This window comes from Kineosporia babensis (assembly GCF_021129305.1).
Lineage (GTDB): Bacteria > Actinomycetota > Actinomycetes > Actinomycetales > Kineosporiaceae > Kineosporia > Kineosporia babensis.
Genome location: NZ_JAJOMB010000011.1, coordinates 141,775 through 159,909, shown reverse-complemented (window position 1 = coordinate 159,909; position 18,135 = coordinate 141,775). Strand labels below are relative to the sequence as shown.

10 protein-coding genes and 1 riboswitch are annotated in these 18,135 nt (G+C 70.0%); of the genes, 8 read left to right on the top strand and 2 right to left on the bottom strand.

Features of this window, described 5'->3' with window-relative positions:
- Window positions 1–2: 2 nt before the first annotated feature.
- Window positions 3–1,289, top strand: a complete 1,287-nt coding sequence (cobA, locus tag LR394_RS20905; RefSeq protein WP_269329498.1) for a uroporphyrinogen-III C-methyltransferase — start codon at window positions 3–5, stop codon at window positions 1,287–1,289.
- Between the two features lie 163 nt (window positions 1,290–1,452).
- Here the strand turns inward: cobA and LR394_RS20900 are convergent, their stop codons facing one another.
- Entirely contained in the window at window positions 1,453–2,055 is a 603-nt protein-coding gene (locus LR394_RS20900; protein ID WP_231444491.1) for a TIGR03086 family metal-binding protein, read from the bottom strand.
- Window positions 2,056–2,132: 77 nt separating this feature from the next.
- On the opposite strand from LR394_RS20900, the gene LR394_RS43090 reads away from it, so the two are divergent.
- A complete protein-coding gene (locus tag LR394_RS43090) occupies window positions 2,133–3,020 on the top strand; it encodes a helix-turn-helix domain-containing protein (RefSeq protein WP_231444489.1) in 888 nt (295 codons plus the stop codon).
- 3 nt (window positions 3,021–3,023) lie between these two features.
- Here LR394_RS43090 and cobN read toward each other — a convergent pair whose 3' ends face one another.
- On the bottom strand, window positions 3,024–6,746 hold the full coding sequence (cobN, locus tag LR394_RS20890) for a cobaltochelatase subunit CobN (RefSeq protein WP_231444486.1): 3,723 nt from the start codon (window positions 6,744–6,746) through the stop codon (window positions 3,024–3,026).
- A gap of 28 nt (window positions 6,747–6,774) precedes the next feature.
- A riboswitch (cobalamin riboswitch) is annotated at window positions 6,775–6,947 on the bottom strand.
- Between the two features lie 83 nt (window positions 6,948–7,030).
- Between cobN and LR394_RS20885 the strand changes: the two genes are divergently transcribed.
- The 6 genes from LR394_RS20885 to LR394_RS20860 all read left to right on the top strand — a co-directional run bounded on the left by LR394_RS20885 (window position 7,031) and on the right by LR394_RS20860 (window position 18,134).
- Window positions 7,031–10,360 carry a DEAD/DEAH box helicase gene (locus LR394_RS20885; protein WP_231444484.1) on the top strand — a complete coding sequence of 1,110 codons (3,330 nt, stop codon included), beginning with the start codon at window positions 7,031–7,033 and terminating at the stop codon, window positions 10,358–10,360.
- Window positions 10,360–11,274 (top strand): SWIM zinc finger family protein, encoded by a 915-nt coding sequence (locus LR394_RS20880; protein ID WP_231444482.1) that lies wholly within the window; start codon window positions 10,360–10,362, stop codon window positions 11,272–11,274. Before LR394_RS20885 ends, LR394_RS20880 begins: the two co-directional genes overlap by 1 nt.
- 119 nt (window positions 11,275–11,393) lie before the next feature.
- Window positions 11,394–14,405 carry an MGH1-like glycoside hydrolase domain-containing protein gene (locus tag LR394_RS20875; protein ID WP_231444479.1) on the top strand — a complete coding sequence of 1,004 codons (3,012 nt, stop codon included), beginning with the start codon at window positions 11,394–11,396 and terminating at the stop codon, window positions 14,403–14,405.
- A gap of 204 nt (window positions 14,406–14,609) precedes the next feature.
- Window positions 14,610–15,983 carry a hypothetical protein gene (locus tag LR394_RS20870; RefSeq protein WP_231444477.1) on the top strand — a complete coding sequence of 458 codons (1,374 nt, stop codon included), beginning with the start codon at window positions 14,610–14,612 and terminating at the stop codon, window positions 15,981–15,983.
- A complete protein-coding gene (locus tag LR394_RS20865; RefSeq protein ID WP_231444475.1) occupies window positions 15,976–16,629 on the top strand; it encodes a precorrin-8X methylmutase in 654 nt (217 codons plus the stop codon). The genes LR394_RS20870 and LR394_RS20865 overlap by 8 nt, the downstream gene beginning before the upstream one ends.
- A complete protein-coding gene (locus tag LR394_RS20860; protein WP_231444473.1) occupies window positions 16,626–18,134 on the top strand; it encodes a precorrin-2 C(20)-methyltransferase in 1,509 nt (502 codons plus the stop codon). Before LR394_RS20865 ends, LR394_RS20860 begins: the two co-directional genes overlap by 4 nt.
- The last annotated feature ends 1 nt before the right edge of the window (window position 18,135 follow it).

Here is an 18,135-nt window from a genome sequence, read left to right as displayed (position 1 = left end):
CAATGCCGCAAGTGGACAGGCCGTACATCGCCGGGCTCGATCTGACCGGCCGCCGGGTCGTGGTGGTCGGCGGTGGCACCGTCGCGCAGCGCCGGCTCCCGCCCCTGCTCGACGTGGGTGCCCGGATCGAGCTGATCGCCCCCGAGGTCACCGCCGCCATCGAAGGCATGGCCGGGGCTGACGAGATCACCTGGCACCGCCGCTCGTTCGCTTCGGGAGACCTGGAAGGCGCCTGGTACGTCCTCGCGCTGACCGACAACCCCGAGGTCAACGCGGCCGTGGCCGAGGAGGCCGAGCAGCACCGGGTGTTCTGCGTGCGCGCCGATCGGGGCGCGGCCGGTACGGCTTCCACCCCGGCCAGCGGCGAGTGGCGGGGGCTGCGCATCGCCGTGGCCAGCGAGTCGATCGGCCCGGGCTCGGAGCACGGCGCCGACCCGATCCGGGCCGCCGTGGTGCGCGACAGCCTGCTGGAATGGCTGCGTTCCGGGGCCGGTGACGAGATCCTCGCCCGGCGCAAGCAGGCCCGCGGTGAGCAGACCCGGGCCGACATGGCGCCGCAGAAGCTGCCCGGAGTGGCTCTGGTCGGTGGCGGCCCGGGCGATCCGGACCTGATCACCGTGCGCGGCCGCCGGCTGCTCGGTCAGGCCGACGTGGTGGTGGTCGACCGCCTGGGCCCGCGCAGCCTGCTGCCCGAGCTCAGCCCCGAGGTCGAGCTGATCGACGCGACCAAGCTGCCCCGCGGCCGCTCGATGTCACAGGAAGCGATCAACGCGGCCCTGGTCGAGCACGCCCTGGCCGGCAAGTTCGTGGTCCGGCTCAAGGGCGGTGACCCGTACGTGTTCGGCCGCGGCTCCGAAGAGCTGGAAGCCTGCCTGGAAGCCGGCGTGCCGGTCCAGGTCGTGCCCGGTCTGAGCAGCGCGATCTCGGTGCCCGGGCTGGCCGGTATCCCGCTGACCCACCGCGGGGTGGCGCACGAGGCGGTGATCGTGTCCGGCCACCTGCCGCCGGACAACCCCGACTCACTGATCGACTGGACAGCTCTGGCCCGGCTGCACGGCACCATCGTGGTGCTGATGGGCGTGGCCAACCTGCCCGCGATCGCCGAGACCCTGATGGCCCACGGCCGGGACGGCAAGACCGGCGTGGCGGTGATCCAGGACGGCTCGATGCCGGCCGAGCGGGTCACCGTCTCCAGCCTGGCCGAGATCGGCGAAGTGGCCGAGCGGGAGAACATCCGCCCGCCCGCCATCATCGTGATCGGCGACGTGGTCAACCGCCGCCCGCAGTAACCGGCCCAAGGCCAAAGCACAGGCCAACGCCCACACCGGCCCGGGGAAGGCTCAGCAGCCGAGCCTCCCCCAGGTCGGCCGATCCGCACAGGCCACGGCCCGTCCGGCACCCGCTGGCGGTGCTGCCGCCGAAGTGCGAGATCCAGTCCGCGGAACCTCCTGCTCAGGCGGCCTTCCAGTACGGGTCGCGCCCGGTGAACGCCACCAGCTTGTCCAGGTCCGAGGCCGACTCGGGCACCTCGACCGGGTAACCGAAGCTCTTGTCCGGCCCCCGGAAGTCGTCGGTGAGCATCATCGGCATGAACTCCAGCGCGGTGGCCACCGCCTCGGCCGGCGGGTTCCAGGGCAGGCCGAGCCCCTGGGCCAGATCGTGCCCGTGCGCCAGGTACTCACCCAGGCACATCCCCATCACCATCCAGCCGGGCATCGGGCTGCCGAACAACGTGACCGGCGCCGAGGCCACCCCGCCCTCGATACAGGCGCTGATCCGCTGCCCGACCGAACGCAGCAGCGCCGCCGCCTCCGCCGGATCGGCCGGAGCCTCGTAGGTGTCGACATCGAGCTGATCCCCGCTGCCGTCGGGCTGCTCCAGCGAGACCGTGAAGAACTGGGCCCAGGCCAGGATGTGGCTGCGCAGCACGGCGACATCAAAATCGTCACACGGAGTGGCGTTGCTGTAGTGCTCCGGCTGAGCCTGGGCGAGCAGATCGGCAAGCGCGTCCAGAACGCTGACCAGGTGCGGACCGGTGGGCATGGTTTCTGTCATGCCGATCAAGCTACCGAGAGGGTCCGACAGTCTTGATTGAAGAACCGCGACAGCAGCACGAACAGTAAGGTTCAGGCGTGGGGCCCAGACCGGTCAGCGAGGACAGCCGCGGCATCATCGAGCCCGCCGCCTTCCAGCGTCGCTACCAGCTCAACCGGCACCCGGCCGGCCCGGAGCTGGACGGCCTGATCAGCTGGTTCTGGGTGGTGAGCTGGGCCCTGCCGCCCGGCCGCCAGCACGTCCAGGAACTGCTCACCCACCCCTGCGCCAACCTCTACGTAAGCCCCAGAGAGGTCAGCCCCAGAGGAGTCAGCCTCAGGGAAGTCAGCCCCACAGCAGCGGAAGCCGGGCAGACCAGTCCGCCGACGACCGCCGAGCTGGAAGGGGTCCTGCTCAACCGCTCCAGCCGGAGAATGTCCGGCGAAGGCATCTGCGTGGCCGCAATGACCACCCCCGGCGGTCTCGGCGCCTTCCTGACCGGCCCGGCCGCCGAGTACAACGACCGGGTGGTACTGCTCGGCCAGGCCATCGGCACCGACGACACCGCGCTGATCGACAGCATTCAAAGCACGGACGACGAACTCACCAAAGTGGCCGTCCTGCGGCAGGCACTAGAAACAGCAGTCAAACCGGAACGAGCCGAACCCGCCCGCGAAGTGGCCCGCATCGCCCGGTGCGCCGAAACCGACCGGACCATCCGCAAAGCGGAGCAGCTGGCCGCCCAGTCGGGTACCAGCGTCCGTACATTGCAGCGAATGTTCGCCGAGTACGCCGGAGTCTCCCCGACCTGGGTGCTGCGCCGGTACCGCCTGCTCGACGCGGCCGAGTCGGTGCGCAACGGCGAGAACGTGAAGTGGGCCCGGATCGCCGCCGATCTCGGCTACAGCGACCAGGCCCACCTGATCCGGGACTTCAGCGCGGCGATCGGGTCGACCCCGGCCGCCTACGCCAAAGCCACCGGCTGAAACTCACTTACCTTCGAGATCGCCCTCGGTCCGCAGGAACACCTCACGCAGCGCGTCCAGCTGCTCCGGATCCGGCTCGGCCCACAGCCCACGCTCGACCGCCTCCAGCAACCGCTCGGTGATCCCGTGCAGCGCCCAGGGGTTGGAGTCGTTCATGAACTTCTGCATACCCTCGTCGAGCACGTACGTCTCGGCGAGCTTGCCGTACATCCAGTCCGCGACCACACCTGTCGTGGCGTCGTAACCGAACAGGTAGTCCACCGTGGCGGCCATCTCGAACGCGCCCTTGTAGCCGTGCCGCTGCATCGCGGCCACCCACCGCGGGTTCACCACCCGGGAGCGGAAGACCCGCGAAACCTCTTCGTGCAAGGTCCGGGTACGAACGGCGGACGGCTGGGTGCTGTCTCCGATGTATGCCTTGGGGGCGGTGCCGGTCAGCGAACGGACCATGGACACCATGCCGCCGTGGTACTGGAAATAGTCGTCGCTGTCGGCGATGTCGTGCTCGACGCTGTCGTAGTTCTTCGCCGCCACCGCGATCCGCTTGTACGAGGACTCCATGTCGTCCCGGGCCGGCCGCCCGTCCAGCCCGCGCCCGTACGCGTAACCGCCCCAGACCGCGTACACCTCGGCCAGATCGGCGTCGTTGCGCCAGGTCTTGGTGTCGATCAGCGGCAGCACCCCGGCGCCGTAGGTACCCGGCTTGGAACCGAAGATCCGGGTGGTGGCCCGGCGCTCGTCGCCATGCGCGGCAACATCGTCCTGGACGTGCGCCCGGACGAAGTTCTGCTCCAAAGGCTCGTCCTGGGCCGCAGCCAGCTTCACCGCATCGTCCATCATCGCGACCACGTGCGGGAAGGCGTCCCGGAAGAAACCGGAGATCCGCACGGTGACGTCGATCCGCGGATGGCCGAGTTCCTCGATGGAAAGCGCCTCCAGCGAGGTGATCCGCCGGGAGGCGTCGTCCCAGACCGGCCGGATGCCCAGCAGCGCCAGCACTTCCGCCACGTCGTCACCGGAGGTCCGCATCGCCGAGGTGCCCCAGATCGACAGTCCGACCGAACGCGGCCAGTCGCCCTCGTCGGCCCTGTACCGCTCCAGCAGCGACTCGGCCATCGAGCGCCCGGTCTCCCAGGCCAGCCGGCTCGGCACCGCGCGCGGGTCCACCGAGTAGAAGTTGCGTCCGGTCGGCAGCACGTTGACCAGCCCGCGCAGCGGTGAACCGCTCGGGCCGGGATGAACGAAACCGCCCTCCAGGGCGTGCAGCACGGCCGTCAGCTCGTCGGTCGTCCCGGCCAGCCGCGGAATCACCTCGGTGGCAGCGAATTCCAGGACGGCCTGAAGGCCTTCGCGGTCGACCTTCGAGGGATCAACCGCGAAATCAGAGGACGCCAGCACCGACTCGATCACGGACGGCACCGCATCGACGTCCCAGGAGACGTCGTCCAGGCCCTGGACCAGTGCCACCGCGGCCAGTTGCGCGGCGTCCACCTCTTCCAGACCGTCCGAGTCCTCGAGCCCGGTGCCGACCGAGGCCTCGTCCAGGCCCAGCGCCTCGCGCAGACCTGGCAGCGAAGAAGACCCGGCCCACAACTGCCGGGCCCGCAGCATCGAGGTGACCAGGTGCACCCGCACCGCACCCTCGGGGGCTTGACCGAGAACGTGCAGCCCGTCCCGGATCTGGGCGTCCTTGACCTGGCAGAGCCACCCGTCCAGGTGCAGGATCATGTCGTCGAACTCGGCCTCGTGCGGCCGCTCCTCCAGGCCCAGGTCGTGGTCCAGCTTGGCCGCGTGCATCAGCGTCCAGATCTGGGTCTGGATCTGCGGGGCCTTGGCCGGGTCCATCGCGGTGACCGCGGCGTACTCGTCCAGAAGCTGTTCCAGCCGGGCGATGTCGCCGTAGGAGTCGGCCCGGGCCATCGGCGGCACCAGGTGGTCGACCAGGGTGGCGTGCGCCCGGCGCTTGGCCTGGGTGCCCTCTCCCGGGTCGTTCACCAGGAACGGGTAGATCAGCGGCAGATTGCCCAGCGCGGCGTCGGGGGAGCAGGAGGCCGAAAGGGCCAGCGTCTTGCCGGGAGTCCACTCCAGCGTGCCGTGCTTGCCCAGGTGCACCAGCGCGTCGGCGCCGAAACCGCCTTCTGCGACAGCAAGATTCAGCCAGTGGTACGCTGCCAGATAGTGATGCGACGGGGGGAGTTCGGGGTCGTGATAAATCGCTACGGGGTTGTCGCCGAAGCCACGCGGTGGCTGAAGAAGCAGCACGATGTTGCCGGAAATGATGGCGGCCAGCACGATGTCGCCGTCCGGGTCTCCCGAGGACAGCGCGCCGCCCGGTGGGTCCACGAACATCTCACCCGGCGCCGGTCCCCAGGCCTCGGTCACCGCCTCCTGCAGATCGGCCGGCAGCGTCGAGAAGAAGCGCCGGTACACGGCCGCCGGGATACGAACCGGGTTGCGCGCCAGGTCTTCTTCGGAGAGCCAGTCCAGGTCCTGCCCACCGGCCTCGATCAGCCCGTGGATCAGTGCGTCGCCGTCCATGGCGGCCAGGCCGGGCAGCGCTTCCGATCCCTCCAAGGGGCCCACGTCGTAACCGGCTTCGCGCATCGCCTTCAGCAGCACCAGGGCCGAGGCAGGGGTGTCCAGCCCGACCGCGTTACCGATCCGCGCGTGCTTGGTCGGGTAGGCGGTCAGGACCAGACCCACTCGCTTCGATCCGGCCGGCAGGTGCCGCAGCCGGGCGTGCGCCACCGCGATCCCCGCGGCCCGCAGCGCCCGCTCCGGGTCGGCCACGTACTGGGTGAGGCCCTCGGAGTCGACCTCCTTGAACGAGAACGGCACCGTGATCAGCCGGCCGTCGAACTCCGGGATGGCCACCTGGTTGGCCGCATCCAGCGGGATCAGGCCCTCGGAGTTCTCGATCCAGCGCTCGCGCGAGGTCAGCGTGCTGATCGCCTGCAGGATCGGCACGTCCAGGGCAGCCAGTGCGCCGATGTCCCAGGAGGACTCGTCGCCCCCGGCCGAGGCGTTGGCCGGCCGGTTACCGCCGGCCGCCAGCACGGTGACCAGCAGCGCGTCGGCCGTGCCGAGCAGCTCCAGCAACTCCGGCTCAGCGGCCCGCAGCGAGGCGCAGTAGATCGGCAGGGCGCGCCCGCCGGCCTCCTCCACCGCCGAGCACAGCGACTCGACGAATCCGGTGTTCCCGGCCACGTGGTGGGCCCGGTAGTAGAGCACCGCGATCGTCGGGCGGTCAGCAGAGCCGGCCGCAACAGAAGAAGTGCGCTCCAGCACCCCCCAGACCGGCGTGCTGCGCGGCGGCTCGAACCCGAAGCCGGTCAGCAGCAGCGTGTCGGTCAGGAACGAGTGCAGTTCGGTGAGGTTCTCCGGGCCGCCCTCGGCCAGGTAACCGTGCGCCTGCGTGGCCACCCCGACCGGGACGGTGGAGCGCTGCATCAGATCGGCGTCCGGCAGCGCCTCACCCGAGAGCACCACGACCGGCACCCCCTTGGTCAGCAGCGCGGCCAGACCGTCTTCCCAGGCCCGCGTACCCCCGAGCAGGCGCACGACGGCGACGGCGACTCCCTCCAGGAGGCCGTCCAGGTCGTCCACCGTGACCCGGTTGGGGTTGGCCAGCCGGTAGGGCAGCTTGCTCGCGCGGGCGCTGAGCAGATCGGTGTCCGAGGTGGAGATGAGCAGCACAGCAGAGCGCTCAGGAGCCTCAAAGGTCACGTACGTCCTCTTCCTCGCCGTCCGCGCGGCGGGTTGCTGCGGTGCGGCACAGTTTCCTGGCTCGGCGTCCTCGTCGGTTCCCGGCCTTCCAGCCTCACCGGCCGTGACCATTACCTCGGAAACATGACTCAGCGCTCACAGTGGCGCGACCGCGCCGGATTCTCACCGGCTTCCTGTCTCACCACACCGCGGTTGCTTGACGGGCCAACTGTGCCAGCCCGGAGCGAGCCACCCAACCCCCGGGCAGCTGCGCAACCCCCGGCGAGCAGGAGGTGCTGCTCACCATGGCCTACGCTTTCTCGGTGTTCGTCGCTCATGCCTGGTGGTCCTTCGCCGAGAAAGATCCCGCGGACGACGGCTCCCTCGTCCTCTGGGCCGAAGATCCACAGGTCCGCACCGTGCCCGCCGAACGCACCGGCCGGCGTCCCAAGGTTCGCGAGCACCCCTTCGACATCCCCGCCGAGGATCTGCGCGCCACCCTCAGCAGCGTCACCGGTCTGGCCGCCGAGGGCTGGAAGGACGGCACGGCCGACATCGTGCTGCCCTCGTTCCAGCACTCCCCGAGCGGTTCGCCCGAGCTCCTGGACCTGCGCTCGGGCTGGGCCGCCGATCGTGTCGAGGGTGAGTCGGCCCGGTTGTTCCCGCAGGTCAAGTGGCGGGTGAGGACGATCGTGGTGCCCGCCCAGGAGGCCGAGGGGTTGCTCGCCCGGCTGGCCGAGGAGACGGCTGACTCCTCCGCGGGCCGAGAGGTGCGCCGGCCCGACGAGGGCCGAGAGGTGCGCCGGCCCGACGAGGGCCGAGAGATGTGCCGGCCCGACGAGGGCCAAGGTGCCTCCAGACCGCAGGACGAACGATCAGCACCGCAGAACCCGGCGGCCCAGGATGAGCCCGCAACGATCGTCCTGGGTTCTGATGTCCGCATTCTCCTCGCCCTGCACCGGTTCGTAGCCAACCTGATCAGCCGCGGTCGCGTCCTGCCGGTAGTTCTGGAGACCCCCGACGGCCACGGCGTAGCTCGCTGGCGTCCGGTGATCACCGGCGAGGACGGAGACTGGTTCCGCCAGGCGATCAGCGCGCTCCCGCCGTCCTGGAACGCGCAGGCACCGGCCGACCGAAGCGCCGCGGCCGCCGTCGATGCGCTGGTGGATGCCGGGGTGAGGGCAAAGCTCGGACGAGGCCCGGGCCAGGGTGGACTGGGGCTGCTGGGCTGGCGGCAGGCGCTGCACGGCGAATACCCGGCATTCCCAGCGAATCAACGCCAGATGCGCAATCTGGTCGACGGCCTGGACGCCTGGCAGGCCGAGACGATCAACGGCGGCCTGGTGCGCGCCGGGTTCCGGCTGTTCGAGCCCACCGACGACGACCTGACCAGCATCCTGCGCCCTGCCACCGACGAACTGCGCCCCGCCGAGGACGCCATGCTGTGGCGACTGGAGTTCGGCCTGCAGGACGCCGACCAGCCCGGCATCTTCTTCACCGCGCAGGAGATCTGGGACCGCGAACTCAACCTGACCCGCCTACGTCGCAACGCCCCTCGTCCGCAAGAGACCCTCCTGTCCGAGCTCGGCCGCGCACTGCGCCTGTTCCCCGCGCTGCGAGAAGCCCTGCTGGGGGCCGAGCCGGTCGAGCTGCTCCTGGACAACGCCGGCGCCCACGCCTTCCTGGCCGAATCGGCAGAACTCCTGATCGGCGCCGGTTTCGGAGTGCAGCTGCCCGGCTGGTGGTCGAAACCGCAGCGGCTGGGTGCCCGGCTGCGGGCGGGCACCGCGGCCCAGCCCGGAAGGGTCGAGGGCACACCGGTCTTCCGGCAGAACGACATCGTGCAGTACGACTGGCGGCTGTCCATCGGCGACCAGCTGCTCAGCGACGCCGAGGTCGAGGCCCTGATCGAGGCGCAGGAACCGCTGGTCCGGCTGCGCGGCGAATGGATGCAGGTCGATCCGGAAAAGCTCAGGAAGGCCCGCACATTCCTGCGCAAACAGCGCCGGATCGGCCCGCAGACCATGTCCATCGCCGACGTCCTTTCGGTGATCGGCGCCGGTTCCGAAGGCCCGGCCGGACTGGAGGTCACGGGGGTGGACGCCTCGGGCTGGCTGTCCGACTTCCTGGCCTCCCCGCAAGAGCGAAAATTCGAGACGTTCGTGGTCACCGACGATTTCGAGGGCACCCTGCGTCCGTACCAGGAGCGCGGGGTCTCCTGGCTGGCCTTCCTCGAATCCGTCGGCCTGGGTGCGGTTCTGGCCGACGACATGGGGCTCGGCAAGACCGTCCAGCTGCTGGCCCTGATCGCCTCGGACCGGCCGCAGCCGCAGCCCGATCACGACCTCGTCCCCGCGCCGACGCTCCTGGTCTGCCCGATGTCGCTGGTCGGCAACTGGCAGCGGGAGGCCGCCAAGTTCACGCCCGGGCTGCGCGTGCACGTCCAGCACGGGGCCGGCCGGCCGCAGGGTGACGACTTCTTCGACGCCGTGGCCGGGGCCGACCTGGTGATCACCACCTACTCGCTGCTGGCCCGCGACGCGGTGATGCTGCGCAAGTACGGCTGGCGGCGGATCGTGCTGGACGAGGCCCAGGCGGTGAAGAACGCGGCCACCCAGGCGGCCACCGCGGCCCGCTCGCTCACCGCCGAACGCCGGATCGCGGTCACCGGCACCCCGGTCGAGAACCGGCTGGCCGACCTGTGGAGCCTGATGGAGTTCGCCAACCCGCGGGTGCTGGGTGAGGCGGCCGACTTCAAGAAACGTTATGCCCTGCCGATCGAGCGGCTCGGCTCGGACGAGGCCCGGGAGAAGCTGCGGGCGGTCACCCAGCCGTTCATCCTGCGCCGGGTGAAGACCGACAAGAGCATCATCAGCGACCTGCCGGAGAAGCTGGAGATCGAGGTGGTCTGCAACCTCACCTCCGAGCAGGCCGCGCTCTACCAGAACGTGGTCACCGACATGCTCGCCCGGATCGAGCAGAGCGAGGGGATGGAGCGGCGCGGGCTTGTGCTGGCCGCGATGACCAAGCTCAAGCAGGTCTGCAACCACCCGGCCCAGTTCCAGCGCGACGGCAGCCGGGTCCCGGGCCGTTCCGGGAAGCTGGCCCGGCTGGAGGAGACCCTGGAAGAAGTCCTCGCCTCCGGTGAGAAGGCACTGCTGTTCACCCAGTACGCCGAGTTCGGTGAGATGCTGCGCACCCACCTGACCGCCCGCTTCGGCCGGGAAGTGCTCTTCCTGCACGGCGGTGTGCGCAAGAGCCGGCGTGACGAGATGGTGGCCCGGTTCCAGAGCGGTGAGCACGACGCCCCGCCGATCTTCGTGCTCTCGCTCAAGGCCGGCGGCACCGGGCTGACCCTGACCGCGGCCAACCATGTGATCCACGTGGACCGGTGGTGGAACCCGGCGGTGGAGGACCAGGCCACCGACCGCGTGTTCCGGATCGGGCAGTCGCGCCCGGTGCAGGTGCGCAAGTTCGTCTGTGCCGGAACCCTGGAGGAACGGATCGCCACGATGATCCGCGACAAGCGCGGCCTGGCCGCCTCGATCGTCGGTACCGGCGAGGGGTGGCTCACCGAACTGGACACCGGTCAGCTGCGCGAACTCCTGACCCTCGACCCGGCGGCGGTGGGCTGATGGCCGACTTCGCGAAGTTCAGCAAGCCCCGGGCGGTGGAGAACGGCCTGATGGCCCGCAGCGCCCGCGGTGACATCGGTGAGCAGTGGTGGTCGCGCCGGTTCATCGGGGTGCTGGAGTCGTTCGCCCTGGGCACCCGGCTCACCCGCGGTCGGGCCTACGCCCGCAAGGGGCAGATCATCTCGCTGGAGATCGACGCCGGCGAGGTCAAGGCCGACGTGCAGGGCTCGCGGGTCACGCCGTACCGGGTGCGGATCGGCCTGAAGAAGTTTAGCGAGCTGGTCTGGGCCAAGGCCGAGGTGGCGCTGGCCGAGCAGGCCCTGTTCAGTGCCCAGCTGCTGGCCGGGCAGTTCCCGCGCGAGCTGGAGCCGGTGCTCGCCCAGATCGGGGCGCCGCTGTTCCCGGCCCGCCTGGCCGACCTCGACCTGCGCTGCAGCTGCCCCGACCAGGCGGTGCCCTGCAAGCACATCGCGGCCGTGTTCTACTTGATGGCCGAGCGTTTCGACGACGACCCGTTCCTGCTGCTGCGCTGGCGCGGCCGGTCCAAGACCGCCCTGCTGGAGCGGCTACGGGCCCTGCGCGGAGACGTGGAGGAGCCTGAAGAGCCCGAATTCACCGTGGATCCACCACCCACCGCGACGCCGGGCCGGCAGGTGCTCAGCGCCGCCCTGGCGCTGGCCGAACCCGACCCGGTAGCGGAGGTTTCCGCCACCAAGCGGGCGAAACCCGGCCCTCCGGGCGGTGACGCGGTGGCGTTCTGGGCCGCCGGGCAACTGCTGCCACTGCCCAGCCATCCGGAACTGCCGGTGGATCTACTGCTGCGGCAGCTACCGGTGCCCGGTTCCTGGCTGGGCGGCGACGGCCTGGTGCAGGAGCTGGCTGCGCTGTACCGGCAACTGGCACAGGAGGATTGACCGGTTCGCCGAATTTCACTGGTTTTCGCCGGCGGCCCGGCGCGATCCGGGTGATGAAGTCGCCCGGCGCTCCGCGTGCTAGGCGGGATTCTTCCGCTTCGGCGCGGCAGTCTTGGACCGTGACCTCCGGACAGAAACCCAGGCCCAGGAAGCAGGCCCGAGGAGCAGCCGAGACTGCGACGAAGCAGCCGGAAGCCGCATCGGGCGAAGATTCGGCCAAGCCGGCCCAAGCGGCGCAGATCCCCACCCCGCGCGAGGTTTCCGAGAAGCGAGGCGAGGACCGCCGCCAGGCCGAGCGCCGTCAGGCGGAACGGCGCCAGGCCGAGCAGCGGGACGTCGCCGAGGCGATGGTCGCCTACTGGGGGCACGAAGCGGCACCCGAGCACGAATCGTCCTCTGATGAAGAAGGTTCGGAACAGACGTGGGGTGACGGCGGCGTCTCCTGGGGCCTGCCCGCCGAACCAACGGCCGAGCATGCCCGGCTCGCCGAGTCTCCCGGCCCGGGTAGCCCGTGGCGTCAGTGGGGTCCGTATCTGGCCGGTCGCCAGTGGGGCACCGTGCGCGAGGACTACACCGCCGATGGAGACGCCTGGTCGGCCTTCCCGTTCGAGCATGCGCACGCGCGGGCCTATCGCTGGGGGGAGGACGGCCTGGGCGGGATCTGCGACCGCTTCGGCTTTCTCAACTTCGCGATCGCCCTGTGGAACCGCAAGGACCCGATCCTCAAGGAACGCCTCTACGGTCTGACCAACGGCCAGGGCAACCACGGCGAGGACGTCAAGGAGTACTGGTGGGCGGTCGACGGCACGCCCACCCACAGCTGGATGCAGTGGCTCTACCGCTACCCCCAGAACGAGTACCCCTACCAGCAGCTGCGCGACGAGAACGCCCGGCGCGGCCGGGACGAGCGGGAGTACGAGCTCGGCGACACCGGGATCTTCGAGCAGAACCGCTTTTTCGACGTGATGGTCACCTACGCCAAGGCCTCGCCGGAAGACCTGTGCATCTCGATCCGGGCCACCAACCACGGCCCTGATCCGGCCCCGCTCGACCTGCTGCCGCAGATCTGGCTGCGCAACACCTGGGCCTGGGGCCGGGATGCCCGCCGGGCCCACATGAATCAGCTGCTGCCCCCGACCCTGGCGGTGGGCGGGATGGAAGCGCTGGAGGTGCAGCACGGTTCGCTCGGCACCTACTACCTGGCCGCCGAGGGTGCTCCGGTGATGCTGTTCTGCGACAATGAGACCAACGCGGTCTCGCTGTTCGGGGCCGAGCGCAACACCAGCGCCCACCCGAAGGACGGCATCAATCAGCGGATCGTGCACGGCGACACGCAGAGCATCAACCCGTTCGACGAGGGCACCAAAGCCGCGGTCTGGTACGCGTTCGACTCGGTCGCCCCCGGCCAGTCGGTCACCGTGAAGCTGCGGCTGAGCCGGCAGATGCCGGACAGCAACACGTTCGGCCCGGGATTCGAGGCGGTGATGAAGTCGCGGCGCCGGGAGGCGGACGAGTTCTACGGCAAGGTGGTACATCTCGACCTGCCCGACTCCGACCGGCACCTGGCCCGCCGGGCCTACGCCGGCCTGCTCTGGGGCAAGCAGCTGTACCGCTACGACGTGGAGCAGTGGCTGGAGGGCGATCCGGGAGCCGAGGCTCCGGAGTCGCGCCGGGGCAAGGGCGGGCGTAACACCACCTGGCGCCAGGTCTCGCTGGCCGATGTCATCTCCATGCCCGACGAGTGGGAGTACCCCTGGTTCGCGGCCTGGGACACGGCTTTCCACGCCATCCCGCTGGCCCACGTCGACCCGGACTTCGCCAAGGAACAGCTGGTGCTGATGTGCCGGGAATGGGCGATGCACCCCAACGGCCAGCTCCCGGCCTACGAGTGGGAGTTCGGCGACGTGAACCCGCCGGTGCACGCCTGGGCCACCTGGCACGTCTACCGGATCGACGGCTACCGCGACCGCGAGTTCCTGATCCGGGTCTTCACCAAGCTGCTGCTGAACTTCTCCTGGTGGGTCAACCGCAAGGACTCCACCGGCTCCAACATCTTCGAGGGCGGCTTCCTCGGGATGGACAACATCGGCCTGTTCGACCGGTCCGCCCCGCTGCCGCCCGGTTTCCGGCTGGAACAGTCCGACGCCACCAGCTGGATGGCGTTCTACTGCCAGCAGATGTTCAAGATCGCCCTGGAGCTGTCCCGCTACGACAAGGCCTGGGACGACACCGCCACCAAGTTCCTCGAGCACTTCCTGGCCATCGCCCGATCGATGACCAGCTTCGGCTCGCACGAGGTCTCGCTCTGGGACGAGGACGACGGCTTCTTCTACGACGTGCTGGTCGGCCCGGACGGCAGCGCCCAGCCGATGCGGGTGCCCTCGATGGTGGGTCTGCTGCCGATCCTCGGCGCCACCGAAGTGCCCTCCTGGATCAACGAGGAATGCCCCGACGTCACCGCCCGGCTGCGCTGGCTGCAGCGTCGCCGCCCCGAACTGGTCGGCCCCCTGCTGTTCGCCAAGGGGCAGGGAGGGCGCAAGATGCTGCTCTCGCTGCTCGACCCCGAGCGGTTGCGGCGCATTCTGGAGCGGATGTTCGACCCGGAGCAGTTCCTGTCTCCGTACGGCATCCGGTCGATGTCGGCGGCGGTGCGCTCCGGGGTAACGACCGTGATCGATGGCCGCAGCGCCTCGATCGAGTACGAGCCGGGAGAGTCCCGCACCGGTTTGTTCGGGGGTAACTCGAACTGGCGGGGTCCGGTCTGGTTCCCCGTGAACGTGCTGCTGGCAGACAAGCTGCGCACCTACGGCCGCCACTTCGGCGACACGTTCACGATCGAGATCCCCACCGGCTCGGGCAACCACTGCACCCTGGTCGAGGCCGCCGACATGATCGACCGCGGCCTGGCTGCGCTGTTCCAGCCGGTCAACGGCAAACGCCCGGCCGACGGAAACCGGATCGAGGCCACCGACGACCCGCTGTGGTCCGAGCACCCCACCTTCAGCGAATTCTTCGACGGGGACACCGGCGAAGGCCTGGGCGCCACCCACCAAACCGGCTGGACCGCCCTCGTCGCCCACCTCCTCAACCCCCGCCTGCCTCCCGACCCCCGCCAGCGGGGCTGGGCGTGAGGCACACGGTCACCTGCCACACCTCCGCTCGAGCGAACTGTCCGCCGGTGAGAAACCAAGAACTGTGGACGTCCGCGACGGGGTCCAGCAACACGGCGACTTGTGAGCCTGATCCCGAAAAGGACGGTTGACCCGGTTCCTGGGCGCAGAACGGGACCGCTGGTCCCGGGATGGCATCGGCCGGGGGCACGTAGGATCGGCGGCGTGGTTGGACGGGTGGCGCCGATGCCGGTGCAGCGAGTAACGGCGGACTCCTGTCCGGGAGTCCTGCGTCCCTTCCAGGCGTCGGACGGCGCGCTGGCCCGCTTCCGCGCGCCCGGGGGAGCCCTTCCGGTGGCCACGCTGCGCGGTCTGCGGGACGTTGCAGCGGAACTGGCGGACGGCGATCTCGGTCTTACTTCGCGCGGGAACATGCAGGTCAGAGGGGTTGCGGCGGAGAATTTGGGTCCGCTGGAAGCGCGGATGGCCGCCCTCGGGCTGCTGCCGCACCCCACGCACGAGCGGGTGCGCAACATTCTTGCCTCCCCTTTGTCGGGTGTCGGGTTTACCTCGATTGAGGACGTCGGCGAGCTGGTTGGTGCTCTCGACGGCGGCTTGTGTGCCCGGCGGGATCTGATGGAGCTGCCCGGGCGGTTCATGTTCGGCCTGGACGACGGCACTGGTGACATCGCCGGCGAAGAGCCCGACGTCCTGGTCCGGGCGGTTCAGCCGGGGCGGTTTGTGCTTAGCGCGTCCGGCTCCTCCGCCGGGGTAGAGCTCGGGCGTGCCCGGGTGGTCGAGGCAGCGTTGTATGCGGCCACGGTCTTCCTGTCCGAGCGCTCGCAGCAGGGGAGCAAGGCCTGGCGGGTGCAGGAACTGCCCGGGGGCGCGGACGCGATGGTGGCCGCGCTGGCGGCCGACGGTTTCGGAACCTCGATCGACCTGGACAAGGAACCGCAGGCTGACCGGTCCACCGCTCCGGGCCTGACCGAGCAGAAGGACGGCCGGTTCGCGGTCTGTGCGGTGGTTCCGCTGGGCATCCTGAACAGCGAGCAAATGGACGCTGTGGTCGCCTGTTGCGAGCTGGCGACCGATACCGAGCTGGCTGAGCTCGAACAACTGGACGGCGCGGACCCGGCTGACGAGTTCGCTGCCGCCGTGCTGGACGGCCGGCTGCTCGACGGCACCGCGGCCGAGCAGACCCCGCTTCGGATCACCCCCTGGCGGCGGGTGATCATCCGGGATCTCGAACTTCCCGCCGCCCTGGCCGCGCAGGAACTCCTGGCTTCCACCGGCCTGGTCACCGAAGCCGCATCCGCCTGGTCCCGGGTCACCGCCTGCGCCGGGCAGCCGGGCTGCGCCAAGTCGCTCACCGACGTACAGGCCGACGCCCGCATCTTCGCCGAAGCCGTCACCCCGCAAGGTCCACTGGTGCACTGGGCCGGCTGCGGCCGGGCCTGCGGCACCCCGCACGGAGCGGTGGCCCTGCTGGCGGCCGAAGGCGGCTACCGAGTGCTCGGAACACTCGGCGAAACCGACCGCAACGTGGCGGCGTCCTCAAGCATTGGAACGAAAGACGAATCCCCGCAACATGACTGACACAACTCCCTGGCCGGGGTTCTACGAGGCGAGCGGCGCGCAGATCTACCGCGAGTCGTTCGCGACCATCCGGTCCGAGGCCGCCGCCGACCTGGCGGCCCTGCCCGAAGACGTGGCGCGGGTCCTGGTCCGGATGATTCATTCCTCCGGGATGACCGATCTGGCCGCCGATTTCGCCTACAGCCCGAACGCGGTGAAGGCCGCCCGGCAGGCCCTGCTCGACGGCGCCCCGGTGCTGTGCGACGCGCAGATGGTGGCCAGCGGCATCACCCGGGCCCGGCTGCCCCGCGCCAACGAGATCGTCTGCACCCTCAACGAGCCCGGTGTGCCCGATCTGGCCGCCCGGCTGAACACCACCCGCAGCGCAGCCGCCATCGATCTGTGGATGGACCGGCTGGAAGGCAGTGTGGTGGCGATCGGCAACGCCCCGACCGCGCTGTTCCGGCTGCTCGAGCTGATCCGTGACGGGGCTCCCCGCCCGGCTGCGATCCTCGGCATCCCGGTCGGTTTCATCGGGGCGGCCGAGTCGAAGCTGGCCCTGAGCAGCAACCCCCTCGGGCTGGACTATGTCGTCGTGCACGGCCGCCGCGGCGGTAGCGCGATGACCGTCGGTGCCGTCAACGCGATCGCGAGCGAGAAGGAATGAGCGGCACTCTTTACGGCGTCGGGCTCGGCCCGGGCGACCCGGAACTGGTCAGCGTCAAGGCGGTTCGCCTGATCGGGGCGGCCGACGTGATCGCCTACCACAGCGCCCGGCACGGCCGGAGCATCGCCCGCTCGATCGCCGAGCCCTACCTGCGGCCCGGGCAGATCGAAGAACAGCTGATCTACCCGGTCACCACCGAAACGGTCGATCATCCGGGCGGTTACCAGGGTGCGATGAACGCCTTCTACACCACCGCCGCCGAACGCCTGGCCTCGCACCTGGAAGCCGGCCTCAACGTGGTGGTGCTGGCCGAGGGCGACCCGTTCTTCTACGGCTCCTACATGCACATGCACAAACGGCTGGCTCACCGGTACCCGACCGAGGTGGTGCCCGGCATCACGTCTTTCAGCGCGGCCGCGGCTGCCCTCGGCCGTCCGCTGGTGGAGCGCGACGAGGTGCTCACCGTCCTGCCGGGAACGCTTCCCCCCGAGCAGCTGGCGCAGCGGCTCAGCACCACGGATGCGGCGGTGGTGATGAAGCTGGGGCGTACTTTCGAAGGGGTGCGCGAGGGTTTCGAGGCGGCCGGCAAGCTGGACCGGGCCTGGTACGTGGAACGCGCCAGCAGCGATCGGCAGCGCACCTCGGCCTTGGCCGATGTGGATCCGCAGGCCGTTCCGTACATGTCGATCGCGCTGATGCCGGGCCCCCTGAACGAGGGTGAAGCCACGGTCGGCCAGGCGCCTTCGGCGCAGGCCAGCGGGGGAGAGGTTGTGGTGGTCGGCCTGGGTCCCGGCCCGCGCGACTGGACCACGCCTGAGGTGCAGCACGCCCTTTCCGAGGCCGACGACCTGGTCGGCTACGTCACGTATCTCAACCGCGTTCCGGTGAATCCCCGCCAGAAGCGCCATGCTTCGGACAACAAGGTGGAGTCGGAACGCTCGGCCTTCGCCCTGGACCTGGCTCTGCGGGGGCGCCGCGTGGTGGTGGTGAGTTCTGGTGACCCGGGCGTTTTCGCCATGGCCTCGGCGGTCCTGGAAGTGGCCGACGAGCCCGCCTACAAGAACATCCCGGTGCGCATCCTGCCGGGGGTCAGCGCCGCGCAGGCGGTGGCGGCCCGGGCCGGAGCGCCGCTGGGCCACGACTTCTGCACCATCTCGTTGTCCGACCGGCTCAAGCCCTGGGACGTGGTCGAGCAGCGACTGGACGCCGTGGCCGCCGCCGACCTGGTCATCGCGATCTACAACCCGGCCTCCAAGGAGCGCCGTCAGCAGGTCGCCCTGGCCCGGGACATCGTGCTGCGCCACCGTGATCCGGCCACCCCGGTCATCGTCGGCCGGGCGATCGGCTCGGCACAGGAGAAGCTGACCGTGGTCGAGCTGGGTGAACTCGACCCCGAGATCGTGGACATGCGCACGCTGCTGATCATCGGCTCGTCGCAGACCCGGATCAGCACCCGCCCCGACGGCACTTCGGTGGTCTGGACACCGCGGCGCTATCCTGCCTAGC